At 70.5% G+C, this 25,559-nt stretch carries 23 protein-coding genes; 12 read left to right on the top strand and 11 right to left on the bottom strand.

The features are described 5' to 3' along the window. Positions 1-47 precede the first annotated feature (47 nt). From M1L60_RS29475 to M1L60_RS29460, 4 genes are all read right to left on the bottom strand, one after another. Positions 48-602, bottom strand: coding sequence for a flavoprotein (locus tag M1L60_RS29475; protein WP_253240799.1), 555 nt, complete (start codon positions 600-602; stop codon positions 48-50). Continuing rightward, positions 595-945 (bottom strand): hypothetical protein, encoded by a 351-nt coding sequence (locus M1L60_RS29470; protein WP_253240798.1) that lies wholly within the window; start codon positions 943-945, stop codon positions 595-597. Before M1L60_RS29470 ends, M1L60_RS29475 begins: the two co-directional genes overlap by 8 nt. Then, the gene (locus M1L60_RS29465) at positions 942-2,129 is read right to left on the bottom strand and encodes an extracellular solute-binding protein (protein ID WP_253240797.1); all 1,188 of its coding nucleotides are present in this window, start codon (positions 2,127-2,129) and stop codon (positions 942-944) included. Before M1L60_RS29465 ends, M1L60_RS29470 begins: the two co-directional genes overlap by 4 nt. Before the next feature lie 113 nt (positions 2,130-2,242). Then, the gene (locus tag M1L60_RS29460) at positions 2,243-5,794 is read right to left on the bottom strand and encodes a S8 family serine peptidase (RefSeq protein ID WP_253240796.1); all 3,552 of its coding nucleotides are present in this window, start codon (positions 5,792-5,794) and stop codon (positions 2,243-2,245) included. 225 nt (positions 5,795-6,019) lie between these two features. On the opposite strand from M1L60_RS29460, the gene M1L60_RS29455 reads away from it, so the two are divergent. From M1L60_RS29455 to cydC, 5 genes are all read left to right on the top strand, one after another. Then, positions 6,020-6,580 carry a DoxX family protein gene (locus tag M1L60_RS29455; RefSeq protein ID WP_253240795.1) on the top strand — a complete coding sequence of 187 codons (561 nt, stop codon included), beginning with the start codon at positions 6,020-6,022 and terminating at the stop codon, positions 6,578-6,580. A 145-nt stretch (positions 6,581-6,725) separates the two neighbouring features. Then, complete coding sequence (locus M1L60_RS29450) at positions 6,726-8,114, top strand: cytochrome ubiquinol oxidase subunit I (protein ID WP_253240794.1); 1,389 nt, start codon at positions 6,726-6,728, stop codon at positions 8,112-8,114. Between the two features lie 8 nt (positions 8,115-8,122). Next, positions 8,123-9,115, top strand: a complete 993-nt coding sequence (cydB, locus tag M1L60_RS29445) for a cytochrome d ubiquinol oxidase subunit II (protein ID WP_253240793.1) — start codon at positions 8,123-8,125, stop codon at positions 9,113-9,115. Next, a complete protein-coding gene (cydD, locus tag M1L60_RS29440) occupies positions 9,112-10,923 on the top strand; it encodes a thiol reductant ABC exporter subunit CydD (protein WP_253240792.1) in 1,812 nt (603 codons plus the stop codon). The genes cydB and cydD overlap by 4 nt, the downstream gene beginning before the upstream one ends. Positions 10,924-10,928: 5 nt before the next feature. Continuing rightward, positions 10,929-12,617 carry a thiol reductant ABC exporter subunit CydC gene (cydC, locus tag M1L60_RS29435; RefSeq protein ID WP_253240906.1) on the top strand — a complete coding sequence of 563 codons (1,689 nt, stop codon included), beginning with the start codon at positions 10,929-10,931 and terminating at the stop codon, positions 12,615-12,617. Here cydC and M1L60_RS29430 read toward each other — a convergent pair. Further along, complete coding sequence (locus M1L60_RS29430; protein ID WP_253240791.1) at positions 12,573-13,283, bottom strand: hypothetical protein; 711 nt, start codon at positions 13,281-13,283, stop codon at positions 12,573-12,575. The genes cydC and M1L60_RS29430 overlap by 45 nt on opposite strands. Before the next feature lie 292 nt (positions 13,284-13,575). Between M1L60_RS29430 and M1L60_RS29425 the strand changes: the two genes are divergently transcribed. The 4 genes from M1L60_RS29425 to M1L60_RS29410 all read left to right on the top strand — a co-directional run bounded on the left by M1L60_RS29425 (position 13,576) and on the right by M1L60_RS29410 (position 17,602). After that, positions 13,576-14,130 (top strand): DinB family protein, encoded by a 555-nt coding sequence (locus M1L60_RS29425; protein ID WP_253240790.1) that lies wholly within the window; start codon positions 13,576-13,578, stop codon positions 14,128-14,130. Positions 14,131-14,487: 357 nt separating this feature from the next. Next, complete coding sequence (locus M1L60_RS29420; protein ID WP_253240789.1) at positions 14,488-15,198, top strand: hypothetical protein; 711 nt, start codon at positions 14,488-14,490, stop codon at positions 15,196-15,198. 38 nt (positions 15,199-15,236) lie between these two features. After that, a complete protein-coding gene (locus M1L60_RS29415) occupies positions 15,237-17,219 on the top strand; it encodes a DUF4132 domain-containing protein (RefSeq protein WP_253240788.1) in 1,983 nt (660 codons plus the stop codon). An 8-nt stretch (positions 17,220-17,227) separates the two neighbouring features. Then, positions 17,228-17,602, top strand: coding sequence for a hypothetical protein (locus M1L60_RS29410; RefSeq protein WP_253240787.1), 375 nt, complete (start codon positions 17,228-17,230; stop codon positions 17,600-17,602). A gap of 8 nt (positions 17,603-17,610) precedes the next feature. Here the strand turns inward: M1L60_RS29410 and M1L60_RS29405 are convergent, their stop codons facing one another. Continuing rightward, positions 17,611-17,964, bottom strand: a complete 354-nt coding sequence (locus M1L60_RS29405) for a hypothetical protein (protein WP_253240786.1) — start codon at positions 17,962-17,964, stop codon at positions 17,611-17,613. Between the two features lie 4 nt (positions 17,965-17,968). Continuing rightward, positions 17,969-18,307 carry a hypothetical protein gene (locus tag M1L60_RS29400; protein ID WP_253240785.1) on the bottom strand — a complete coding sequence of 113 codons (339 nt, stop codon included), beginning with the start codon at positions 18,305-18,307 and terminating at the stop codon, positions 17,969-17,971. Positions 18,308-18,810: 503 nt separating this feature from the next. On the opposite strand from M1L60_RS29400, the gene M1L60_RS29395 reads away from it, so the two are divergent. Beyond that, positions 18,811-19,137, top strand: a complete 327-nt coding sequence (locus tag M1L60_RS29395) for a hypothetical protein (protein WP_253240784.1) — start codon at positions 18,811-18,813, stop codon at positions 19,135-19,137. Here the strand turns inward: M1L60_RS29395 and M1L60_RS29390 are convergent. Both M1L60_RS29390 and M1L60_RS29385 read right to left on the bottom strand, forming a co-directional pair. Then, complete coding sequence (locus tag M1L60_RS29390; RefSeq protein ID WP_253240783.1) at positions 19,126-19,326, bottom strand: DUF4926 domain-containing protein; 201 nt, start codon at positions 19,324-19,326, stop codon at positions 19,126-19,128. The two genes, M1L60_RS29395 and M1L60_RS29390, sit on opposite strands and share 12 nt — an antisense overlap. A 10-nt stretch (positions 19,327-19,336) precedes the next feature. After that, positions 19,337-19,666 (bottom strand): DUF6883 domain-containing protein, encoded by a 330-nt coding sequence (locus M1L60_RS29385; protein ID WP_253240782.1) that lies wholly within the window; start codon positions 19,664-19,666, stop codon positions 19,337-19,339. Positions 19,667-19,945: 279 nt separating this feature from the next. Between M1L60_RS29385 and M1L60_RS29380 the strand changes: the two genes are divergently transcribed. After that, positions 19,946-20,875 (top strand): hypothetical protein, encoded by a 930-nt coding sequence (locus tag M1L60_RS29380; RefSeq protein ID WP_253240781.1) that lies wholly within the window; start codon positions 19,946-19,948, stop codon positions 20,873-20,875. On the opposite strand, the gene M1L60_RS29375 is transcribed toward M1L60_RS29380, so the two are convergent. Further along, a complete protein-coding gene (locus M1L60_RS29375; protein WP_253240780.1) occupies positions 20,838-22,832 on the bottom strand; it encodes a prolyl oligopeptidase family serine peptidase in 1,995 nt (664 codons plus the stop codon). The genes M1L60_RS29380 and M1L60_RS29375 overlap by 38 nt on opposite strands. Positions 22,833-22,893: 61 nt before the next feature. Between M1L60_RS29375 and M1L60_RS29370 the strand changes: the two genes are divergently transcribed. Continuing rightward, positions 22,894-23,946 carry a DUF2293 domain-containing protein gene (locus M1L60_RS29370; protein WP_253240779.1) on the top strand — a complete coding sequence of 351 codons (1,053 nt, stop codon included), beginning with the start codon at positions 22,894-22,896 and terminating at the stop codon, positions 23,944-23,946. Here the strand turns inward: M1L60_RS29370 and M1L60_RS29365 are convergent. After that, the gene (locus M1L60_RS29365; protein ID WP_253240778.1) at positions 23,943-25,382 is read right to left on the bottom strand and encodes a glycoside hydrolase family 43 protein; all 1,440 of its coding nucleotides are present in this window, start codon (positions 25,380-25,382) and stop codon (positions 23,943-23,945) included. The two genes, M1L60_RS29370 and M1L60_RS29365, sit on opposite strands and share 4 nt — an antisense overlap. Positions 25,383-25,559 lie beyond the last annotated feature (177 nt).

Below are 25,559 nucleotides of genomic sequence, written 5' to 3'. Positions count from 1 at the left end.
GGGCGGCCGTCGAGGCCACGGTCAGCGCCACCGCCGAGAAAAGCGAGTCATGCCCCCATCGAAGCGCGGCTATCCATACGGGTCAATCCGAAGACGTCCTCGGCCAGGTCGAGGGCCTTGATCCAGGGGAACGGGGCGTCGCTGCCGGGGACCCAGCCGTCGACCGGGCCGAACAGCACGCGGACGCCCTCGGCCCGCAGCTCGTCGAGCGAGCGGCGGAACGGGCGGCGGGCCGCCAGCGGCTCGTTGACCGCGGGGACCAGGACAGTGGGCACGCCGCGGCCGATGACGTCGGCCATCGAGCTCAGCGGGTAGGTGTCGGCGATGCCGTTGGCCAGCTTGTTGATCGTGTTGAAGGTGGCCGGGGCGACGATCATGGCGTCGGCCGGGGGCGAGATTCGGGTGCCGTCGGCCGCGAACTTGTACGTGGTGCGGATGGGGCGGCCGCAGGCCCGGGCCACCTCGCTCGGGTCCATGAACTCGAGGGCGTTGGCCGTCGCCGTGACGTCGACCGTCCAGCCGCGCCGGCAGGCGGCCACGACCAGCTCGAGCACTCCCCCGGCGGCCGATCCGCCGCACACCACCACCCGTAAGTCACCCATGGTCGGATTCTCCTGGATCATCGGGCTCCGCCGCAGCCTCTTCCCGCTCTTCGCGGGCCCGAGAAGTCGCGTTGTAGGAGCGATAGGTGAGCCACAGCGCGACCACCGCGGCCACCGCGGCGGCCACACTGGACAGCTGATCGGCCCGGGTCGGACCGAGCGCGGCCACGAAGACGGTGATCGTCAGCAGCACGAGCACCCCGAACCCGGCGGTGCGCAACCGCTGCGAGGGCGGGCGGCTGCCCCGGTAGCGCAGGATCAGGTTGAAGCCGGCCTCGACCAGCACGATGGCCGCGGTGACGAGGATCGGGATCTGCCAGGCGTCGATTGCCACGTCGTTCATCGCAACGTCCCCTGCAGGTCTTCGATGAACCGCTGGGTGAGCTGTTCCCCGTCGTACAGGTAGCGGCGCATGTGGTCGGCGAAGAACTGCGAGAACTCGGTGTACCTCTCTAGCAGCGGCCGCGGCCGGGCCGACTCCATCGCGAGCCGGATGTCGTAGAGGTGGGGCAGCTCCTCGCTCAGGCCCTGGTCGATGTACGCGTCGAGGCTGGTCGGGGCGAAGCCGTACTTGGCCAGGTGCATCTGGGACGAAGGGCTGGTCAGGAAGTGGATGGCTTCCTCGGCCACGTCCCGGTTCTCGCTGGTGGCCGATACGGCCAGGCTCTGACCGCCGATGATGCCGTTGGGCAGCGCGCCGATCCGCACCTCGGCCGTGTCCTTCTTCGTGCGCTCGGCGCGGTCGATGGCCGGGTACGACCGGGGCCAGTTGCGCATGTAGCGCAGGTCGGACCGCTGGAACGTACGGGTGGTGTAGTCCTCGCCGGCCTCGGTGCGCACCTTCTTGTCCTTGATCGCCGCGGCCAGCGGGCCGACCGCCTCGCGCCACTGCCCGAGGCTGAACGAGATCGTGCCGTCGGCCTCGAGGATCGCCTCGTCCTGGGCCAGCGCGTGCTCGAGCACGTTGATCACGAAGGCCTCGTCGGTCTGCGGGCCGACCGTCCGCAACTGCCCGACGAACTCGCCGGGCGCGCGGGCCAGCACCTCGGCCAGGTCGGGCTTGTCGTCGGCGACGGCCTTGTCGGTGATCCGGCGGTAGAGCATGCCGACGTCGGTGTTGAACGGCAGCGCCCAGAACTCGTCCGAGCCGGGGCGCTCGCTGAGCCGGCGCACCATGGGCAGCAGCTGCAGTTCGCCGCGCGGGGTGATCGGGACGATGCGCCCGTCGTCGGCGAAGCGCGGGATGTGAATGACGTCGAGGTTGAAGATGTCGGCCCGGGTGCGCAGGAACGTCTCGTACTGGTCGCGGGTCGAGCTGTTGACCTCTTTGAGCTCGATGCGGGCGCCGGGGTTGAGCTCGTTCCACATCGTCACCAGCAGGCGCCGGCCGCCGGTCGGATCGGCCCCCGAGGCCAGCGTGAGCTGCACCGATTCGCGCCGGGTGAGCACATAACCGGCGGCTGCCGAGAGAGTGCCGGCCGTGAGCACGCCGGCCAGGAACGACCGTCGTGAGTAGAGCTCCGTCATGCCCGCCCTCCCGTCCCGCGCCCACCCACCGTACCCGCTTGATCGGCACGGCGTGATCCCGGTCACTGACGGAGGAGCGGGGCCGGGCCGTCTGCAGCGGCCCGGCCCACCGGTCACTTCAGGCCGAAGGCCCGGGTGATCGTCTGTTCGACCTTGTTGCCGTACGCATCCTGGGCGGTGGCCCGCAGCGTCACGTGCTGAGCGCTCTTCGGGGCCCGCAGGTCCGTCCCCCAGCCGTCGTTCGTCCGATGCAGACGCCGGCTGACCCAGGTGACGCCGTCGTTGTAGGACACGTCCAGCGCGACCGTCCTGATGGCCTCGGTGCTCGGCGCACCGGGCAGGTGCGACGGCACGACGGTGATCGCGGTCGAGCGGGACGCCCGGTGCGAGAAGTCCGTGGCCACCCGGTAGTCGAGCTGGATCAGCGGCAGCCGCGCGGTCCTCGCGTCCGAGACGAAGTCCCACGTGGTGCGGGTCTTCGCCGAGTACGGGTAGGCCGTGGAGTCGCGCTTCGTCGTGGTGACCAGGCGGTACGGCAGCCGCTTCGGGCTCAGGCCGGAGTTCTGGTCGATCCAGTTGTACGTGTTGTTCTCGAGCACCGTCCGGCCCTGGGTGAGCGTCGCGGTCATCTCGCCGCCGTCCGGGAAGGCCACACCGGCGTGGTTCGCGCCGGAGTCGCCCCAGCCGGGGATCTCGGCCACGATCCGGTCGCCCTCGCGGCGCGGCAGCGTGACCGCCTCGTTGATCCGCGGACGCTGGATCGCGCCCAGCCACGTCTCGCCGGTGCGGCTGCCGGCCCGGTAGGTCGTGTCGCCGCCGAGCTGGAACGAGTACAGGTCGTCCATGTCGGTCGACCAGCGGACGTCCTCCTGCGCGGTGACCCAGTCGGTGCGGAAGCGGTCCGAGCGCATCAGCTGGGTGCTGCCGACCTTCACCGGCATGTCCGGGTTCTTGTCGAAACGCTTCTCGGAGATCTCCCGGCTCGACGTGCTCTGGAAGTCGACGTCGATCCGGGCCAGCTCCCGCTCGGACGGGCGGTAGGTGACCGACCCGGGCACCCCGTTCGGCCAGTAGCGGACCAGGTCGTACAGGTAGTCGGTGGTCGGGTCGGACGTGACGCGCAGGTTCACCGGGCCCCGGCCGAGCTGGGTGATCAGGCGCTCCCCGGCGTCCTTGGTCAGCGACACCACGGCCAGTTTTGTCCGTTTGGTGGCGTCGAAGTAGCGCCCGGGCTCGGTGTTGACGATGGCCAGCATCGCCGCGCCGGCCTTCTCGGCCGCCTCGACCTGGTCGTCGAGGTCGCCGCGGCGGACCACGGCGATCCTGCCGGCGACGTCCTGTCCGGCGAGGGCGGCCTTCATGAGGCGGGAGCCCTCGGCCGGGATGGTCGAGCCGGGCAGCAGGATCAGGTCGTCGTACGCGTCGCCGAGCGACAGCACCGGCTCGATCTTGCGCCAGCGGGCGGTCACCGACATCTTGCCGTCGCGGGCCTTCAGACCGGGCGTGACCCAGATGCTGTCGTACTCACGCGAGAGGATGTAGGCGTCGGTGGCCTCGGCCGTGGCGCCGAGCTCGCGGTGGTAGTCGAGGCGCACCTCGGCGTCAGCCGTGGCGCGGGGCGTGATCGCCTGCACCTCGCGGGTGGCGGCGGCCTTCAGCGTGACCGCGGTGTCCTTCTCGACGACCACCGTGGGCGCGCTGACCAGGGCCATGCCGCGCGAATCGGGGCCGTTGCGGCCCTCGACAGTGCCCCACATCCACACCGCGTACCGGCCGTCCGGCACCAGCACGTCGATCGGGCCACCGTCGTACGTGATGAAGTTGTAGTAGGACCCGGCCGGGTCACCCTCCCGGAGCAGCATGATCGAGCCGGGCATGGGCTCGCCGTGGCGCCCGGTGGGCGTGATGGTCAGGTGCCGGGGCTGGTCCTCGGTGCTGAGCCCGACGACCGTGTCGGCCACGCGGATGCCGCCCGCGGTGGCGACGACGTTGCCGGTGTAGCGGCCCTTCTCGGTGGAGCTACCGAGGTCGGCCCGGACGGTGACCGTGGCCGCGCCGTCGGCGGGAACGGTCACGCGCGACGCGGAGAGGGTGATCAGGCCGGGCCCGTCCATCTTCAGGTCGAGGTCGACCGCCGCGCGGCCCGTGTTGGTGTAGGTGATCGTGCGCTCGACCGTGCCCGCCGGCTCGTCGTCGAGCGGGTGGCTGCCGAGGTAGGCGGTGCCGGTGGCGAAGACCGTGGCCTTGGTCGTGGCCGCGATGTCGAGGCGGCCGCTGCCGGCCTCGTACGGGTTGTGGTCCGGCGTCTCCTTGGCCGTGCTGATCAGCGCGTCCTTCAACTGCGCGCCGGTCCAACCCGGGTGCTGGGCGGCCAGCAGGGCGGCCGCGCCGGCCACGTGGGGCGTGGCCATCGAGGTGCCGCTCAACGTCGCGTACGAGCCTTCGCCGTCCGCGTACTGCGACCGGGCGGCCAGGATGCCGACGCCGGGCGCGGTGATCTCCGGCTTGAGCGCCTGGTCGACCAGGCGGGGACCGCGGCTGGAGAACTCGGCCAGCCGGTCGTCGGCGTCGACCGCGCCGACGGTCAGAGCCGCGTCGGCCGCGCCGGGCGTCCCGACAGTCGTCTCGCTCGGCCCGCTGTTGCCGGCCGCGATGACGAAAAGCGCGCCCGTCTCGGCGCTGAGCCGGTTGACGGCCTGGCTCATCGGGTCGGTGCCGTCGGTCGGCCCGCCACCGAGGCTCATGCTGACGATCTTGGCCTTGCGTTCCCGCGCGGCCCATTCCATGCCGGCGATGATCCAGGAGTCGTAACCCGCACCGCCGTTGTCCAGCACCTTGCCGATCTGCAGGTCGACCCCGGGCGCGACACCGCGCTCGCGGCCGTCCGAGGCGGCGCCGGTGCCCGCGATCGTCGAGGCCACGTGCGTGCCGTGCCCGTGCGACTCGCGGTCGGTGACCTCCTCGTCCGGCACGAAGCTGCGGCTGGCCTCGACCTGACCGGCCAGGTCGGGGTGGTCGAGATCGGCGCCGGTGTCGAGCACGGCGACGTCGACCCCCTCGCCGGTGTTGCCACCCGCCCAAACCGCCGGGGCGCCGATCTGGGCCACGCTGTCAGCCAGATTCGCGCGGACCTTGCCGTCGAGCCAGACCTTGGTGCCGCCCTGCGCCTTCCAGGACGACCAGAACTCCCCGGCCCGGCCGCGATCCAGGCTGACCGCCCTGCCCTGGATGCTGGGCAGCTCACGGAGGACCGTGCTCGCCGCAGGCGCCGCGGCCCGGCGAGCGGCGGCGTTCTCGTAACCGAGGATCACCGGCAGACGATCGGCCGCGGCGTCGGTGTAGCCCTCACGCTGCAACAGGCTGACGTTGAACAACCGTTTGTCGAGCAGACCCGACCCCACGTACGGCATCGCGCTGTCGGGATAGACGTAGGTGTCCGGACCGACCGTGGTGATGCGGGCGCCGATCTGCTCGCCGTCCGGACCCTGCACTGTGGTGACTCCGGGCCGGACGGTGACCTTGTCCCCGGTGATCAGGGTGATGGTGGTGGTGCTGGATCTCGGGCTCGCGGGAACGGCGAGTTCCGAGGCGGCGGCGGCCGGGGCGGGTGGGGTCAGCGCCAGCGCGGTCACGGCCGCCACGACGAAGGGGAGGGGACGCGTCACGGATTACCTCGACTCGATCAGAGGTCTGAAGTGCTGGTGACGCTATAGCAACCGTGATCTATGCCCGGCTTGTTGATCTTGGCCGTTAACAAACCCGAAACCGTTCGCGTCCATTCCCGTAACAAGCGGGACTTTGGTCCCACCGGGTCGGGAGCGATGGCACAGGTGCGCCGAGCCGAACGAGAGGAGTGTCGAAGACGAGAGAAAACGATGAAGGAGGCAGAGATGAACACCATCCGCCGGAACGCCGTGACCCACCTCGAGACGGTCGAGGCTCCCGGCGCCATGCTCACCAGGGCCGCCGCCCGAGGCCTGGCCGTGCTGCGGATCTCGGTCGGCTTCGTCTTCCTCTGGGCCTTCCTCGACAAGACCTTCGGCCTGGGCTGGTCGACCCCGTGGGAGCGGGCCTGGATCAACGGCGGCTCGCCGACCAAGGGCTTCCTCTCGGCCGTCGAGGTCGGGCCGTTCCAGGGCTTCTTCCACGCGATCGCCGGCGACGCCTGGACCAACTGGTCGTTCATGCTCGGCATGCTGGCCATCGGCCTCGCGCTGATCGCCGGGGTCGGCCTGCGCCTGGCCGCTATCGGCACCACGGTGATGATGGCGCTGATGTGGGCGGCCGAATGGCCACTGGCCAGTGGCTCGAGCAACCCGGTGATGGACTACCACGTCGTCTACGCGCTCGGCGCCGTCGTCCTCGCCCTGACCTACGCCGGGCACACCTGGGGCCTGGGCCGCTGGTGGGCCAAGCTCCCCCTCGTGCAGAAGAACCGCTGGCTCATCTGACCATCCCCACCACGAGCCCTCGGCCGGGCCAACCGGCTGAGGGCTTCTTCGTGTCGGGCGTCACGTCGCCGTGGGACTTTCGGCCCTGATCGACGGGCGTCCCGGTTCACGAGACTCACCTGAGAATCGTCGGAAAGGACCCCTCGTGGACGCACTCGACCTGGCCCGGTGGCAGTTCGGAGTCACCACCGTCTATCACTTCCTCTTCGTCCCGATCACCATCGGAATGTCGTTCCTGGTCGCGGGTCTGCAAACCGCGTGGGTGCGCACGGGCAAGGAACACTACTTACGGGCCACCAAGTTCTGGGGCAAACTTTTCCTGATCAACTTCGCGATCGGCGTGGTCACCGGTCTCGTCCAGGAGTTCCAGTTCGGCATGAACTGGAGCGACTACTCGCGCTTCGTCGGCGACGTCTTCGGCGCCCCGCTGGCCATCGAGGGCCTGCTCGCCTTCTTCCTCGAGTCGACGTTCCTCGGCCTGTGGATCTTCGGCTGGGACCGGCTCCCGAAGAAACTGCACCTCATGACCATCTGGATGGTCGCGATCGGCACGCTGCTGTCGGCCTACTTCATCCTGGCCGCCAACTCGTGGATGCAGCACCCGGTCGGATACCAGATCAATCCCGACACCGGACGCGCGGAGCTGACCAGCGTCTGGGCCCTGCTCACGAATTCGACGACCCTGGTCACCTTCCCGCACACGATCACCGCCTGCTTCGTGACCGGCGGCGCCGTGCTGATGGCGATCAGCGCCTGGCACCTCAAGCGGCGCAACCAGGAGGACGTCTTCCGGCCCAGCCTCAAGCTCGGGGCCTGGGTCGTGCTGATCGCCGGCGTCGGCGTGCTCATCACCGGCGACCAGCAGGCCCGGATCATGACCGAGCAGCAGCCGATGAAGATGGCCGCAGCCGAGGCGCTGTACCAGGACGCGCAGCCGGCCAGCTTCTCGATCTTCACGATCGGGTCGCTCAGCGGCGACGAGGAGCTCTACAGCGTCCGGATCCCCAATGTCCTGTCGTTCCTGGCCACCGGCAATTTCGACGGGCCGGTCGAGGGGATCGACAACCTTCAGAACGAGTACGTCGAGAAGTACGGGCCGGGCGACTACAAGCCCTCGATCCCGATCACGTACTGGTCGTTCCGCTTCATGATCGGGTTCGGCGGCCTGGCCATGCTGGTGGCGCTCGCGGCCCTCTGGTTCACCCGCGGGGGACGTACGCCGAAGAACCGCTGGTTGTGGGTGGCCGCGATCAGCTCGATCGGGATGCCGCTGGCCGCCAACTCGTTCGGCTGGATCTTCACCGAGATGGGCCGCCAGCCGTGGACGGTGTTCGGGCTGTTCAAGACGTCCGAGAGCGTCTCCCCCTCGGTCAGCACCGGTGAGGCGGCCACCTCGCTGATCCTGCTCACCCTGCTCTACGGCGTCCTGGCCGTGATCGAGGTCGGCATCTTCGTGCGCTACGCCCGGCAAGGAGCGCCCGAGATCCCGCCCGAGACCGACGACGCCGACAAGCCACTGGCCTTCGCCTACTAGAGGACATCATGGAACTCACGACCGTCTGGTTCGCCCTGATCACGCTCCTCTGGGCCGGCTACTTCCTGCTCGAGGGCTTCGACTTCGGCGTCGGCGTGCTGCTGCCGGTGCTCGGCCGCGACAACCGTGAGCGGCGCCTGATCATCAACACCATCGGCCCGGTCTGGGACGGCAACGAGGTGTGGCTGGTCGTCGCGGGCGGCGCCACCTTCGCCGCCTTCCCCGAGTGGTACGCGACGCTGTTCTCCGGCTTCTTCCTCCCGCTGCTGTTCATCCTGATCGCGCTGATCATCCGGGGCGTCTCGTTCGAGTACCGCGGCAAGCGCGACGACGAGCGCTGGCGGCGCCGGTGGGACTGGTGCATCTTCGGCGGCAGCCTCGTCCCGGCCGTCCTGTGGGGCGTCGCGTTCGGCAACATCGTGCGCGGGGTGCCGCTCGACGCCGGTCACGAGTACATCGGCGGATTCTTCAACCTCCTCAACCCGTACGCGTTGCTCGGGGGCCTGACCACGCTGGTGCTGTTCGCCTTGCACGGCGCGGTGTTCATCGCCCTCAAGACCGACGGCGAGATGCGCGAGCGGGCGGGCAAGCTCGCGGCCACGCTCAGCGTGCCGGCCATCGTGATCGCGGCCGGGTTCCTGCTGTGGACGGGCGTCGCCCACTTCGACGCCATCGGTGTGATCATCTTTGTCGTGGCCGCGCTGGCCCTGATCGGCGCGGCCGCCGCGACCCGGCTCCGCCGCGAGGGCTGGGCCTTCCTGGCCACCGCGCTGACCCTGGTGCTGGCCGTGGCCGGGCTGTTCGTGACGCTGTTCCCGAACGTCATGCCCGCCCTCGACCCGGCCAACAGCCTGACTGTCGACAACGCGTCCTCCACGCCCTACACGCTGAAGGTCATGACGTGGGTGGCGGTCGCCTTCACCCCGCTCGTCGTGGCCTACCAGGGCTGGACGTACTGGGTCTTCCGCAAGCGGCTCACGATCGACCGGATCCCGGCGTGAGACCCCTCGACCCCCGGCTGCTGCGCCACGCCCGGAGTGCCCGCACCTATCTGGTGATCACGGTCGCGCTGGGCGTGGCCCAGGCCGCCCTGATCGTGGCCATGGCAACCCTGCTGGCGTACGGGATCACGGCCGTGTTCCTGGACGGGGCCGAGCTCACCGACCTCGTCCCGGCCCTGGCCGCCCTGCTCGCGATCGTCGCCGGGCGGGCCGCGATCGCCTGGGCCCAGGAAGCGGCCGCGGTCCGCTCGGCGGCCGGGGTGAAGAGCGAGTTGCGCGGACGCCTGCTGGCCCACCTGACCGCCCTCGGGCCGCGCGGCTCCACCTCGGACACGGGCGCTTCGGTCACCCTGATCGTCCGCGGGCTCGACGCGCTGGACGCCTACTTCGCCCGCTACCTGCCGCAGCTGGTGCTGGCCGCGCTGGTGCCGTTCGTGGTGCTGACCCGGATCTTCCCGGCCGACCTGGTGGCCGCGCTGACCATCGTGCTGACCTTGCCGCTGATCCCGGTGTTCATGGCACTTGTGGGCCTGAAGACCGAGGCCGACAACCGGCGGCAGTTCAAGCTGCTGTCCCGGCTGTCCCACCACTTCCTGGACGTGGTGGCCGGGCTGCCCACGCTGAAGTTGTTCGGGCGGGCGCGGGCCCAGGCCGGGTTCATCCGCGAGGTCAGCCAGGAGCAGCGCCGGGTCACCATGCGGACGCTGCGCATCGCGTTCCTGTCGTCGCTGGTGCTCGAACTGCTGGCCACCCTGTCGGTCGCGCTGGTGGCGGTCGGCATCGGGCTGCGCCTGGTGCACGGCGACCTCGACCTGCGTACGGCGTTGCTGGTGTTGATCCTGGCGCCGGAGGCGTATCTGCCGTTGCGGCAGGTGGGCGCGCACTACCACGCGAGCGCGGAAGGGCTGGCCGCCGCGTCGTCGGCCTTCGAGGTGCTCGAGACACCGGTTCCGGCGACCGGATCAGCCCACTTCGTTCTGCCGGCGCCGATCATTTTCGAAGACGTCGTCGTGCCCTTCCGGTCCTCCTCCCTGGAACTGTCGGCCGTCGTGCGGCCGGGCGAGATCGTGGCGCTGACCGGGCCGAGCGGCTGTGGCAAGTCGACGGCGCTGGCGCTGCTGCTCGGTTTCGTGCGCCCGGCATCGGGCCGGGTCCTGGTGGGCGACGTGGACCTCGCGACGGTCGATCCGGCCGCCTGGCGGGCCCGGCTCGCCTGGGTGCCGCAGCGGCCGCACCTGTTCGCGGGGACGATCCACGACAACATCGCGCTGGGCACGGTCGCCTCAGCGGCGGCGGTGGCCTCGGCGGCTGCGGCGGCCGGCGCGGCCGACTTCGTCGAAGAGCTTCCCGACGGGTACGCGACCCGGCTCGGCGACGACGGGGCCGGGCTCTCGGCCGGGCAACGTCAGCGGATCGCGCTGGCCCGGGCCTTCCTGCGCGACGCGCCGATCGTGCTCCTCGACGAGCCCACGGCCAACCTCGACCGCGCCACCGCCGACTCCGTGATGGCCGCCCTACGTCGTCTCGCCCGCGGTCGTACGGTGCTCATCGCCGCCCACCGCCCGGAATTGATCGCCCTGGCCGACCGCGTGGTCGACCTCACTCCTGCTCTCGCTCCTACCTCCGACGCCGCGTCCGTTCGCGGCGCTGCCCCTGCTTCCGCCCCCGACGCCGCGTCCGTTCGCGACGCTGCCCCTGCTTCTGCCCCCGACGCCGCGTCCGTTCGCGATGCTGCCCCTGCTTCCGCCCCCGACGCCGCGTCCGTTCGCGGCGCTGCCCCTGTTTCTGCGTCCGGAGGTGCGTCGTGAGCTGGATGCGGCTGCTTCGTTCGGCCTCGTGGCCCGCGGCCGGCGGCCTGACCCTGGCCGTGCTGGCCGGGGTGGGCGCGGCCGGCGCCGGGGTCGGGCTGATGGCCACCTCGGCCTGGCTCATCTCGCGGGCCGCCCTGCACCCGCCCGTGCTGCACCTGATGGTGGCGATCGTCGCCGTGCGCGCCTTCGGCATCAGCCGCGGCGTGCTGCGCTACGTCGAACGGCTCGCCGCCCACGACGCCGCCCTGCGCGCTCTCGGCCGCCTGCGGGTGCGCCTCTTCACCCAGCTCGAAAAGGTCGCCCCGGCCGGGCTGGCCGGTTTCCGCCAGGCCGACCTGGCCCAGCGCCTGGCCGGTGACGTCGACGCCGTGCTCGACATGCTGACCCGGGTGCTCATCCCGTACGCCGTGGCCGCCGTGGTCGGCCTGGCCTCGGTGCTGCTGATCGGCTCCTTCGACCTGGTCGCCGGCCTGGCCCTGGCCGCCGGCCTGGTGCTCGTGGGCGTGATCGTGCCGCTGATGCAACGCGCGGCCGCCCGGCGCAGCGACGGCCGCCTGGCCCCGCTGCGCGGCGAACTGGCCACCGGCACCGTCGACCTGCTGCACGGCCTGCCCGACCTGCTGGCCTACGGCGCCGATGCGGCCCAGCTGGCCCGGCTCTCCGAGGTGGACGCCCGCCTGCGCAAGGCCGGCGAACGCTCGGCCGCCGCGGCCGGCGCCTCCGCGGCGGTGACCGTGCTGACCACCGGCCTGTGCGTGCTGGCCGGGTTGGCTGCGGGCGCGGTGGCCGTACGGTCGGGAACCATGGACGGCGAACTGCTGGCCGTCATCGTGCTCACCCCGCTCGCGGTCTTCGAGGTCGTGGGCGCCCTGCCCGCCGCCGCCCAGCGCTACGCCGAGGCCCGGGCCGCGCTACGCCGCCTGGCCGAGGTCTTCACAGCCACCGATCCGACCCCCGGCGGCACCGCTGAAGTGCCGGTCGGCCGAGACACCCGGCGGGTCGAAGATGTGCCGGTCGGCTCGCACACGTTGCGGGTCGAGGACGTGAGCGCGGCTTGGCCGGGCGGGCCGACGGTCGTACGGGAAATGTCGTTCGATCTCGAGCCGGGAGCCCGGGTGGCGCTGGTCGGCCCGAGCGGCTCCGGCAAGACCACGATCGCGTCGCTGCTGGTGCGGTTCCTGGACCCCACGGCCGGCCGCATCACCCTGGACGGCACCGACCTGCGCACGCTCGACCCCGACGCGGTGCGCCGGGTGGTCGGCTACCTGCCCGAGGACGCCTACCTGTTCGACACGACGATCGCCGCCAACCTGCGCCTGGCCACCCCCGACGCCACCGACGACGACCTGCGGGCCGCACTGGCCGAGGCCCGCCTGCTCGACTGGACCGACACCCTGCCCAAGGGCCTGGAAACCCTGGTCGGCGAACACGGAATGGCCCTCTCCGGCGGCCAGCGCCGACGGCTGGCCCTGGCCCGGGCCCTGCTGGCCGACTACCCCATCCTGATCCTGGACGAACCCACCGAACACCTGGACGACGAAACCGCCACCGCCCTGACCCACGACCTGCTGGCCGCCGCCGGCCCCCGAACCGTCCTCCTGATCACCCACCGCGAAGACGTAGCGGCCTCGGTCGACACAGTCATCTCACTCGATTCCGCGCCGAAGCTGGTCACCCAGCCCGCTCGATGACAAGCCTTCACGGTCGAGGTCGTCAAACTTGTCGCTCGAGTGGATCGTCAGGGGTGGATCGTTGAGCCGGTCCCGCCACCCGGCCATGCGGACGGACTTCCACTCGAGATTGACCTCTCCCTTCTCGGTGTGAAAGCCCCCGCCCCGCTCGAACAACGTGATGAGCGGCTCGAACGGATCCTCCAACTCGGGCGGAAGGTCAAGACCCGGGGTGGCGCGCAGGGCTGCGCCGTGCAGGATGAACGGCACCACCCGGGCCACGGTGCGGCCGCCCGCTTCGACCTTCCCGAGCACATCCTCAACAACCCGTGGGTCAGCCCGAACAGAGGGATCGGCGCACGCGGCGATATCGAAGAACGGCACCGGATCGTCACAGCCATAGACCGCCGCCCACCGCGCGGCGCGCCGGAAGTACTCCTTGAGAAGCGCGGCCTTGGACCAGGCCCTGTCCCCCCGCCGTTCCCAATCAACAGCGATCAAACGCTCCGCGGTCACCCGCATCTGGCGCATTCCTTCAATGATTCTCGGGTCGATGCCGGTGTTCGCCGCGACAATCGGCGTGTCCTCCGGGCTGTTCCGGATGCGCCGATAGGTCTCGGCCGCGCGCGGTGAGTAACCTCCACCGACAAAGTCGGAGCCACGTGGGAAATCGAGCCTGAACTCCAACTCGCCACCGGGGCTCCCGGTACTGCTGCGGCCGGCCGCACCAGCCCGCCCTGCTGCCGCGGCGCCGGCCGTGATCTCCTGGGCGTGGGCCACGTTGGCCGGTGCGGCTGGGCGCGATCGGGTCGTCCCGCGTTCCCAGCCACCGCCCGGCGAAGCCGACCCGTCCTGGGCTCCGCCGCGCGAACCCCTGGACCGCCCGCTCACATCACAGAAGCTCACAACTCATGTCCATCAATGAGAGTGCCCGGAATTCGATGGCGGCCGGATGATCTCGTCGGCCAGGGTGTGGGGCATGACTAGTTTCAATGGGATGTGGGTGGCGCCCGAGAGCGACCCTCGGACGCTGGGTAACCCGGTGGGTGAGATAGCCACGATCCGCGAGTATCTGACGAACTATCGGCTCACTCTGGGGCTCAAGTGCGAGGGGCTGACGGCCGAGCAGTTGGCCACGCGGTCGGTGCCGCCGTCGACGATGAGTTTGCTCGGGCTCATTCGGCATACGGCTCGGGTCGAGCACAACTGGTTCTTCCGGGTGATGCAGGGCCACTACCATGAAGTGCCACGCATCTATTGGACTGTCGAGGACAACGACGTCGACTTCAATGAGGTGGCCGGTGAGCCGGCGCTGGTCGACCAGGCCTTCGCGGATTGGCGGGAGCAGATCGCGGCGGCCGACAAATGGCTCGACGGTGTCACCGATCTGGGGGTCATGGTCGCGCTGCCCGGTGACCGTGGGGGCGAGGCCGCCGTGCGCGACATCCTGATCCACATGATCGAGGAGTACGCCCGGCACTGCGGGCACGCCGACCTGCTGCGGGAATGCATCGACGGACGTACGGGTCAATAGCCGGGCTTCATCGGGTTTGTCGGGCCTCTCGCCTCGTGGGCAGGAGGGCAAACGTACGGTCCCGGACAACCCGGCACACGGGCCTGGGTGTCTTGACAGGAGGCACTGGGATGAAGAGCACCCGGCGGTTGTCCTGCCTGACGGTCGTGGCCGTTCTCGGGGTCGCGGCCTGTCCCCAGGGCACCGAAGCACCGCAAGCGGTGACGAACGCGGCCGCCATGCCGTGAAATGACCCGAATCCGTCCGCTCGGTGCCGCCCGCCCACCGGCTGCCATCGGCGATGCGTAACACCGGAGCATCACGTTGCGCGCATATGATTTCACGCTGCGGTGGGCACGGTTTCGTACCGTCGTGGTCATGGAGACGTCGCTCGGGGGCTTGGCCATGCGGGCGCTCATTCAGGCGTACGCGGCGGCGGCCGGCCGGAACGGGCCGGCGGTCACCACGCTCGATGTGGCGGCCTGGATCGCGGCGCAGGACAGAGCGCTCATGCGGGGCGCCTCGTGGAACAACGTGCGGAACTTCGCCATCGCGCCGTCCCACGTGCCCGATGCGGCCGAGCCGTCGTCCGGTCCTTTCCATCCCGAGGTGCCGGCCATTCTGCGCGACGTCGAATGGCGGGCCCGGCGCCTGCCTTGGGCTCACGGCCGTCCAGGATGGACACCGGCCGTCCGGGTCGTCATCACGGTCGCGCTCGAATCGGCCGGAGTGCCGTTCGCAGGGCCGGCCCATCTGATGCGTGCGATGCTCGAAATGCCGCACTGCTCCGGCACGAGCTTCCTTTTCCCGTACGAGAACGGCCAGGCCGACGGGCTCCGCCGATTCTTCTGCAGTCCCGCGCTGAGCCGCTCCGACGATCCCCATCCCGCCGTCGATCACGTGCGCCTCATGCTCGCGCTCGGCCGGCGGCCACTGCTCGACAAGCTGATCCACAAGACCGCCACCGGGACCGGCCACCTGCTGCTGGCCCTGCTCGAGTCCGAGGCGGCCGTGTTCGTGCCCGACACCGCCACCCTGCGCGAACGGGTCACGGAAGACCTTCGTACTGTGCCTGCCGCTTGGTCCTAGGGCTGTTTCTGTCGTACCCCGGCGGCATGATGCACGCCATGGATCGCTGGCTCTCCCTTCTCCCGTCGACCGCCGGCGACCTGCCGTGGGCGCTGCGCCGGGCCTACGACCATCCGACCCCGTACGACGGCGACTGCTACGAGTTGGCCGTGAACATCGCCGCCCAGCTGCCGGTCGACGAGCTCCGGTCCTACCAGGCGGTGCTGACCGCGGTCCTGGCCGAGATCAGCGACGATCCCGACATGCCGGGCGCCGTCCGCCGCGGGCTGACCGAGCGCTACGGGCGGGTGCTGGCCCGGGTAACCGGCGGGCTGCCGCCCCACCTGCTGTCCGATCGCGACAGTTTCGGGCCGGCCGCCCGCGTCCGTCTGGGCGACCGCGCGGGCGAGCCGGCCACGATCGCGGCCCTCGAATTCGCGTCGACGTTGACGAAACCGGTGCCGACCCAGCGCTGGCTGCGCCAGGCTGCCGCGGTCACCGTGCCCGAGGTGGTCACCGACGTGCTCGCTGTGTTCGCATTCACGGCCGAGACCGTCCACGACGACCACGACCAGATGCTGCGCGGCTTGTGCTGGATGGCGTCGCTCGACGCCTCCGACGACACCACCGAGCTGCTGGCCGAGGTGGCCGAGGTGGCGGGCGAGCCCGGCGGGCGGGGCGCGTTCCCGCGGGCGTTCCGCACAGCGGCCGCGGTCGTCGAAATTCTGGCCGACCGGCCCGGCTCGGGCCCACCGCGGGCGCTGGCCTGGCTGAGCGTCGCCGTCCGCAGCAAACCGTTGCGCCTGCGGGTGCGCGCGGCGCTCGACCGGGCCGGCGCGGCCCGCGGGTGGGCGCCGGGCGAGGCCGAGGAGCTCACGGTCGAGCGGCACGGCCTCGACGAGCACGGCCGCTCCGAGACCGTCGAGATCGTGGGCGACAAGGCTCGCGCACTTGCCCCCGGGGCCTCGGTCCGCGAGGTCACCAAGACGCTCGCCGCCGAACGGGTCCGGCTCGAGGGCCTGCTCGCCCACGACCGCACCTGGGCCTGGGAAACCTGGCAGGATCGCTACCTGCGCCACCCGGTCACCGGCACGATCGCCCGGCGGCTGCTGTGGCAGAGCTCAGCCGACGGGCATGAGTGGGTCACCGGCCGGCCCGGCGACGGCCTGCCCGGCGGCCCGGGGTTCGTGGTGCGGCTCTGGCATCCGGTCGAGGCCGACGTCGCCGAGGTCACCCGGTGGCGTGACCAGCTCGGGCGGCAGCCCTTCAAGCAGGCGTTCCGCGAGGTCTACCGTCTGACGCCCGCAGAGGAACAGGCAGGCACCTACTCCAACCGGTTCGCCGGCCACATCCTGCGCTACCGCCAGGCCTATGCGCTGATGCGCGTGCGAGGCTGGTCGGCGCCGTTCCTCGGCTTGTGGGACGGGGGCGACCACAGCGAGGCGACCAAAGAGCTGGCCGCCGGCACCTGGCAGGCGACGTTCCACCACACCCGGGCCGACGAGTACTGCTCGACGGACCAGGTGCGCTTCGCCCGCCGCGAGGGTCGCCGGTGGGCTCCGGCGCCGCTGGCCGAGGTGCCGCCCCGGGTGCTCAGCGAGGCGATGCGCGACGTCGACCTGTTCGTCGGCGTCACGTCGATCGCCGCCGACGACACCTGGTCCGACCGGGGCGAGCACCCGTTCGGGGCGTACTGGTCGAGGGCCGGCTTCGGCGCCCTGACGGCCGGGGCCGAGGTCCGCCGCGACGCCCTGTCCCGGGTGCTCCCCCGCCTGGCCGTGGCCGACCGCTGCGAGCTGACCGACCGCTTCCTGCGCGTCCGCGGCACCCGAGCCACCTACAAGATCCACCTAGGCTCGGCCAACATTCTGATCGAACCGGCCGACACGTACCTGTGCATCGTCCCCACCACCCGCAAGACCCGCGTCACCCTCCCCTTCGACGACGACGAACGCCTGTCCGTGATCCTCTCCAAGGCCCTGCTGCTGGCCGCCGACGACAAAATCACCGACCCCGACATCCTGCGCCAGCTCCCCCACTGAGGACCGTCATGCCCGAAGCCCTGCTCCGCGACGAAACCATGACCGGCCGCCCCCTCAAGTCGTGGCGCCTACCCGACCTCCCCGACCACATGACCGCCCGCGAACTGCTACGCCTACGCGTCCGCGACGAGGTGGCCCGCCACAACGCCGCCGACACGGCCGTCTTCCACAGCCTGGTCCGCCCCACCGACGCCGGCCACCGGCCACCCGGCCACCACCTCGAATGGACCACCGAGGCCGACGTGGCGTGCGAGGCGTTCGGCCACAACGCTTTCGTCATGCTCACCCCCACCCGCCAGGTCGAATCCCTCGACGACGTGATCGACCTGCGCCACGAACCCGAGGTCACCTTCATCCGCCTGACCCCCCTGGTCGGCGGCTGACGAAGGCACTAGGCGGCGGCCAGCACCCGGCGCAGGATCTCGGCCACCTCACGCAGAAACACTGCGGCCCCCGCATCGGTCGGGTCGTGGTCGAGGCCCCAGTTGGCGTCGCCCTCGACCAGCCGCAGCAACATGCCCGACGGCTGAGGTTCGGCCAGGACAATCTCGAGCGCCTCGAGGTATTGGCGCAGAAACAGAGTGTCGGTCCGAGCGGTCTGCTGCAGCTCCGCCCGAACTTCAACCAGGTCATCCGCGTCCGCGACATAGCCGTGCAGGAGCGCCCGCACCTTGTCGATCGGCGGCAACGCCGAGCGCTGAGCAACGCGCCGGCGTGCCGAGTCAGGCAGCCCGGACATGTCCATCGGCTCACCCCAGCCCGGCGGGGAAGGCGGACACGACGAACGGCACTGCGGGATCAGAACCGGCCACGACTCGGATACGTACTCGGAAAAGGCTTGTTTCGCTGTATTCCGCCTCCCGTTCTCCCGCGCCGAACATGCCCTTGTTGTAGTAGGCCTGACCGGCGCCGGAGAGGCCCTCGTGGTACTGCTCGAACGCCAGATCGTCACGGATCGCCGCCCAGTTCTCGCGGACGTAGCGATTGATCTCCCGGTTCATGGTCCCGACGTCCGTCCATTTGCAGGACCCGCTCGCCTGTTTCCCCCAACCCGTGTCGCCGTAGATGCGGCCCTCGACGGTCTGCACGCCTGGTTCTCTCGGCAACGGCAGCTGTGGGCCGTGCTTCCTCACCGTGTGCGCGCCACCTTCGACGTGTGCCGCGTCATTGAGGGAGATGTTGAACTCTGGTGGTGTGTCGCCGAGCTGCTCGTATCGCCGGGCGACTTGCTGGAGTTTGACGTCGTCGGATGCCGTGGCGTCATCGCCGCCGTCGGACCGGTCGGCCCGCGCCCGAGGTGACCATCCTCGATGACCTGTTCGGTCGCTCGCTCGGCCGAGACCATGCTGCCGATCGAGCGCGACCGCGGCCGACCCCCTGACGACCGTGATCGGTCCGTCACGGCGGCACCGAATCAGCAACTCCGCCCATGAACCGAAGCTACCAACCTACATCCATGATTGCTGATCTCCACGTCGGCAGCGCCGACCGCGCGTGACTGTCGAGGCTGGTTGTCACGCCGAGTGACGTGCTCCGCCGAGTCGCGCCGACCGGGATTGATCGCGTGGATGATGTCCGCGACCATCGGCGGGTGAGCGACGCCGAAAGCTTTGCCGAGCTGCAAATCGCCGAGATCCTGAACTCTCAGTGGACTGAGGCGACGGCAACCGTGCGAAACCTCCGCGGCACGGTTTTCCGCGGCGCCCGCTTCCACCGGACAAGCGACTCGGCGGACCCGATCGACCTGGAGCTGACCCAGATCGTCTGGTACGAGCAGACGGTCGACGAACTTCCGGGCGGCCACACGGCCGTGGTCACGCTGAGTGGGTCGGACGCGCGCGTCCTCCGCTCGGGCACCGTCGCCGACGGCTGGCAGCGCATCGAGGGCCTCAACGGTCCAAGTCCTTCACCCACCTGACGCGAGCGGCTCGAGTTGGTCGGCGGTGAGCGGCACCTGCGCGACGGTCCGGCCGTCGGCGTCCGTGAACTCGACCTCGTAGGCCACGTCCGGCCGCTCGAACACATGGACCACGGCGCCGACCGCTCCAGCCGTCAGGCCCTCGTCGGGCAGGTCGACCAGCAGTCGAACGGTGTCGTAGAGCTCCACGTTGCCCCCATCACGGGAAGGAGATGGTTACCAGTCTCGGCACGGTCGATTCGGCGTCGAGAATCCAGGCGGTGCGCACCACGACCGTGCCGCCGGGTCCGCTGAGCGGCACGTCGACCGCCCACCGCTGACCGTACTGATCAGCTTTGCCCATGATGGGCTGCCCGTCGCGGACACCCCGCCGGATCTGCTGCTCGATCAGGTCGGCGTCCGCGGCATCCAGGCCGGTGGCACTGTTGATCACCCGGTATTTGTTGCCGCCGACCGGGTGGTCGGGATTCATCGCGTACGCCGTGATCTTGCCGGAGTCGATCGCGACCGTCGAGAAGTTCGGAGCCAAGGGCGCGCTCCCCGGGCCGCTCGCTGAGTCGGCGGCCGCATCAGCCCGTCCGGTCCGTGCCTTGTCTCCAATTCTTGCCTGAGCTTTCCGCAAGCTCCCCGGCTCGCTCCTCGGCGGATCCCCGCCACCCTCTTCCCGACCCCGCGGCGGCGGTTCATCGCCATCGTCGCGCGGTGATCTCGGCCGGCCTGTCACGGTGGCACCCGATCAGCGACTCCGCCCATGAACCGAAGCTAGCAATCCACAGCTACAAATCAGTGCGGCTGGCATGATGGCGCGGTGGTTGAGTGGGCGCGGCTGCGGCACGCGTATGGCTCGGCGGAGGATGTGCCGGGGCTGCTGGCCTCGCTGCGGGCCGCAGATGAGGCTGAGCGGCATGAGGCGTTCGGCGAGCTGTACAACAGCATCACGCATCAGGGGAATCGGTATTCGGCCAGTGCGGCGGCTGTGCCGTCCCTGCTCGAGCTGATTGCTGATCCGTCCACGCCGGATCGGGAGTTCTTGCTCGTTCTGCTGGGGCGTATCGCGGTTGGCCTCGACGAGGCGTGGCTGCCGGGCGGCGTGCGGACGGATCTGCTCGACGAGGACGGGCTGCGGGCCTACGAGGCGGTCGGCGCCGGGCTCCCCGTGTTGCTGCCGTTGCTGGCCGAGCCGGAGCTGGCCGATTCCGCCGCGTACGTCATCGGGTGGTATCGCGGCGAGCACGCGGCCCTGGCCGTCCACGGCAGCCCGACCTCGATCGTGGCCTGCGGCCTGGCCGGATCGACACCGCGGACAGCCGATGATTCGCCCTTGATGCGCTGGGCCGGTGCGATCGCCGCCGCCCGTCTGCTGGGGACGGCGGCGGGCGATGACGTGCGGGCCGAACTGCTCGACTGGGCGGCGAGCGGCCGTGAGCGGGACCACACCGTCCCGTACCTGGAAGGGGATCTGGCCGGCTATGCCCTGCTCTCGCTCCCGCTGGTCGGCGTCGACGCTTTCGAGCCGGCGCTGGCTCGGCTGCGGCAGGTGAGCGCCGAACCGGCCCTGACGGCCCTGGGCGTCGCCCTGCGGCAGGCGTTCCCGGACGGTCCGGTCGACGGTCGTCTCACGCCACGGCAGCAGCGCCTGGTGCAGGTTGTCGCCGAGAACCCGTCCGCGGGGCTCTACGACGGGGTCGAGTTCGCCAATTTCAGTTTGCTGCTGGCGGAGTACGGCCTGCCCCGTTGAGTTTCCGCCACAGGAATTCCAGGATCAGCGCCCACATCGTGGCCCTCTGCTCGTTGTCGGCAGCGCCGCCGTGGCCGCCCTCCACGTTTTCGTAGTAGTGCACCTCGTGGCCCTGTTCGCGCAGCAGCGCCGTCATCTTGCGGGCGTGGCCGGGATGGACCCGGTCGTCGCGGGTCGAGGTCAGGAAGAACGCGGGCGGGTACTGCCGGTCGGGTCGCGCGTTGTGGTACGGCGAGAATTCGCGCAGATAGGCCCAGTCCTCGGGCACGTCGGGGTCGCCGTACTCGGCTATCCAGGACTTGCCGGCCAGCAGTTCGGTGTAGCGGCGCATGTCGAGAATGGGCACCCGGGCCACGACCGCGCCGAACAGTTCCGGATAGCGGGTCAGCATCACGCCCATCAGCAGGCCGCCGTTGCTGCCGCCCATGGTGCCCAACTGGCCGGGCGTGCTGATTCCGCGGGTCACCAGGTCGGCGGCGACGGCCGCGAAGTCCTCGAAGGCCCGCACCCGATTTTCGCGCAGCGCGGCCCGGTGCCATTCGGGGCCGTATTCGCCGCCGCCGCGGATGTTCGCGACCACGTACGTGCCGCCGCGGGCCAGCCAGCCGCGGCCGAGGATGCCGCTGTAGCTCGGCAGCAACGGGATCTCGAAACCGCCGTACCCGTCGAGCAGGGCCGGCCCCTCACCGGTGCCGCCGACCACGAAGTACGGCACGCGGGTGCCGTCGGCGGAAACGGCGAAGAACTGCCGCACATTCATGCCCTCGGCGGTGAAGAACGACGGTTCCTGCTTGAGCACCTCGGTTTCCGAGCTCAGCGTGGCCGGTCGCAGAAAACCCTCGGACGAGATCAGGTACGAGTCGTTGTTGTCGGGGTCGGTGTCGACGATCCAGGTCTGGTCGAACTCGGCGGCGCCGCCGATCGGTTCCCGCCGCCAGTCCGGGGTGCCGGGGGTCAGCACGTACACCTGGGTCTTGACGTCGGCCATGGTGACCAGCAGCAGGTGGTTCCGGGTCCACGAGTACGACCGGAGGAACGTCCGCTCGTCCGGCCGGAACAGCACGGTGAATTTCCGTTCCCCGGCCAGGAAACGGTCGAACTCGGTGGCGATCAGGGCACCGGCCGGAAAGTCCAGCCACGGCGTACGCAGCCGGACGAGCAGCCAGTTGCGGTGCACATCGGCCCGCGCGTCGTCCGGGATCTCGATGCGGACGAGACGGCCCTCGGGCGTACGCAGGAATTGCTCGCTGTGATAAAAGTCGATGAACCGAGCGGCGAAGTCGCGCTCGAACCCGGGTGTCGGATCGTGCCTGACCCGCACCGAGACGTCGTCCGGCGAGCCCTCGAAAACGAGCTCGGCGTCGGCCAGCGGAGTGCCGCGCCGCCACCGTTTGACGACCCGTGGATAACCCGACGATGTCAGGCTGCCGGGCCCGAAATCGGTGCCGATGAAAACGTGGTCGGCGTCGATCCACCCGATGTCGGTCTTGGCCTCGGGCACGGTGAACCCGTCCTCGACGAACGCCCGGCGCACTAGGTCGAATTCGCGCACCACCACCGCGTCGGCGCCCCCGCGGGACAGCTCGATCAGGGCGCGGTCATAACCCGGCCGCAACACCGTGACCATCGACCAGGTCCAGTTCTCGCCCTCGGCCCGGTTGAGCGCGTCGACGTCGAGCAGCACATCCCATTCGGGGTCGGCGCGGCGGAACTGTTCCGGGGTCGTGCGCCGCCACAACCCGCGCGGGTGGTCGGCGTCGCGCCAGAAGTCGTAATAGAAACCGTCACCGCGCCAGCCCGGATAGGGAATGCGCTCCTTGCTGTCGAGCACCTCACGAATGGCGGCCCGGGTGTCGTCGATGGTCAGCCCGGCCAGCGTTTCCGCATTGCGTTCGCCGACCCAGCTCAGGGCCTCGGGCGAGCCGAGATCTTCCAGCCACAGATAGGGGTCAGCCATCGCTCGACAATCGCACCTTCGGAGTCCCCCTGCCAACCCGGGCGCGGGTAGCCTGCCGTCCATGCAGCCCGCCACGAAGCTGGAACGCCGGGTCGTGACCGCCGCCGAGCAGGCGCTCGAGCGCCACCAGCGGGTGAGCCCGCTCGACGTGCTGATCGGGCTGGGCTGGTTGCCGCCCGGCCCGGTGACGGAGTGGCAGCAGGGCCGGGCCTCGCACCTCGAGGCGGTGGCCGTGGTGTCACCGGCCCGGCTGGCCGACGCGCTCGAGATCTTCCACCGCTGGGTGGCCGGCCGCGGCCTGCGCTCGGGCGGGATCGACCATGTGGCGGCGACCCGCGACCGGCGCCCGCTGCGGTTCACCGCGGCCGGCGACGGGGCGCGCGAACAGGCGTACCACGTGCAGTGGATGCCGGCCGAGTTGACCGAGCAGCAGCGGGAACGGCTGACCGCGCGCCGGAACAAACCGCCGGAGCTGGTGGTGGTGCTGCCGCTGAAGCCGTTCACCTGCGCCGGGTGCGGGCGCACCGACGCCGACCGGCTGATGAGCGAGGACGCCGGGCCGGTCTGCCTGGCCTGCGCCGACCTCGACCACCTGGTGTTCCTGCCGGCCGGCGACGCCGCGCTGACCCGGCGGGCCAAGAAGGCGAGCCGGCTGTCGGCGGTCGTGGTGCGGTTCAGCCGGTCCCGGCGGCGGCACGAGCGGCAGGGCCTGCTGGTCGAGCGGGCCGCGATCGAGCAGGCCGAGCAGGAGTGCCTGTCCGACGAGGAGGCCCGGGCCCGCCGCCGCGAACGCGACCGGGAGCGGCGCGAGGTCGCCGACGTGGCGTTCCAGCACGACCTGGCCGAGCACATCGTCCGGATGTTCCCCGGCTGCCCACCGCCGCGGGCGGCCGAGATCAGCCGGCACACCGGCGAGCGCGGCAGCGGCCGGGTCGGCCGGAGCGCCGCCGGCCGCGCGCTCGACCCCGACGCGGTGCTGCGGGCGGTGGTGGCCTCGGTGCGGCACGAGGACACCCCGTACGACCAGATGTTGATGGACGGGGTGCCCCGCGACGAGGCCCGGCAGCGCATCCGCGACGACATCGACCGGGTTCTCGCCGCCTGGCGGGGTTAGGGCGTTATCTCGGCCCGGTCGATGCTGACCACCGTCCCGTTCGAGGCCGGGTTCCGCTCGCCGGTGACCCGGACCCGTACGGTGTGGGTGCCGCGGGCCAGCTTCGGGGTGAGGTAGTTGACCGCCTCACCGACCCGGATGGCGTTGTAGAGGTCGACGCGCTGCTCGGCGCCGTTGTCGACGCTGATCGCGGCGATCCCGTTGCCCACGTCCCGCACCGAGAGCAGGCCCAGCTGCGTACCGGTGAAGGTGAAGGTCGCCGTGGCCCCGGCCGCGCCGCTCCAATGGTCGTCGCCCCAGAAGCACTGGGCGCCGCATCCGGTGCCCGAACTCCAGGCGCCGGTGTAGGCCAGTGCGCCGTTGCCGCTCGTCCGGCCGTCGTCGTTGATCCAGGCGGTCGACGGTCCCGGATCGCCCGCCGGCAGGTCCTGGGTGGCCCCGATGGCCAGCGGCGCGCCGAGGCTGGGGCTGCCGTCGCTGTTCCAGCCGATGCGCTGGACCCGGGTCGTGCGGTTCGTGTAGGTGAACACGCTGGTGGTCTTGGCGTGATAGACGATCCAGTCCTCGGTGCCGTCGGGGCTCTTGAAGAAGGCGTGGTGGCCGGGCCCGAACACGCCCCGGGCATCGGACCGGCTGAACACCGCACCGCTGCGCTGCTGCCAGTTGGCCGGGACCAGCGGGTCGGCGGTGCTCGCGATGCTCATCTGCCAGACCTGGTAGTCCGGCTTGCCGGTGTCGCAGGCCGAATACGTCATCCACGTGCGCCCGTTGCGATAGAGGAACTCCGGCCCCTCACGCACCTCCGGGCAGCCACCGGCCGCGTTCAGGGCGACGGCGTTGCCGGAGACCGTCCACGGGTTCGACATCGGCGCCACGTTGAGCCCGTTGTGCTGGTAGGCGTTGGTGCCGGCCCAGGCCAGGTAGAGACGCCCGTTGTGCTGCATGATCCCCGGGTCGATGGCGAACACGTCGCGGTTGGGCGGCACGAGCCGCGCCTTGAACTGGTACGGCCCGAGCGGGTTGTCGCCACTGGACTCGAGCACGTAGAGCCGGTGGTTCTCGTCCACGCCGTTGTCGGCGGTGTAGTACATGTACCAACGGCCGTTGAGCCGATGGAACTCCGGCGCCCACACCTCTTTGTTGCGTGACGGGTCGGTGTCGCGCCACACCTCGGTGGCCGGGGCGGTCAGCAGCCCGGCCACACTGGCCGACCGGCGCATCTTGATCGAGTCGCCCTCGGTCATCGTCAGGTAGTAGCTGCCGTTGAACCAGGTCATGAACGGGTCGGGCTTGGTGCCGACGGGATTGCGGAACGTGCCGGCGGCGGCCACGGCCGGCTGACCGGCGGCGGCGGTGGGGATGACGGCGAACGCGAGCAGCAGGCCGGTCAGTGCTACGAGGACCGGCCACAGCCTTCGGGGATCAAGGCGCAGCAAGGGGAACCTCCATCGATGGACCGCGATGGGGGCGCGGTCTTTCCGTGACGCTACCGCCGTCCCGGCCCGGGGGCGCAATTCCGAGTCTTCCGGGCAATCTCGGTAGTGCTGACCCCACCCCTCATTCGGGGTCCTGCACTCCTGATCCGGGCGGCCGCCGCGAGCACGCTGATTCCT

The organism is Paractinoplanes aksuensis, from assembly GCF_024137025.1.
GTDB lineage: Bacteria > Actinomycetota > Actinomycetes > Mycobacteriales > Micromonosporaceae > Actinoplanes > Actinoplanes aksuensis.
Note: the sequence above shows the minus strand (reverse complement) of the source record. Positions and strands in the feature narration are given on the sequence as shown.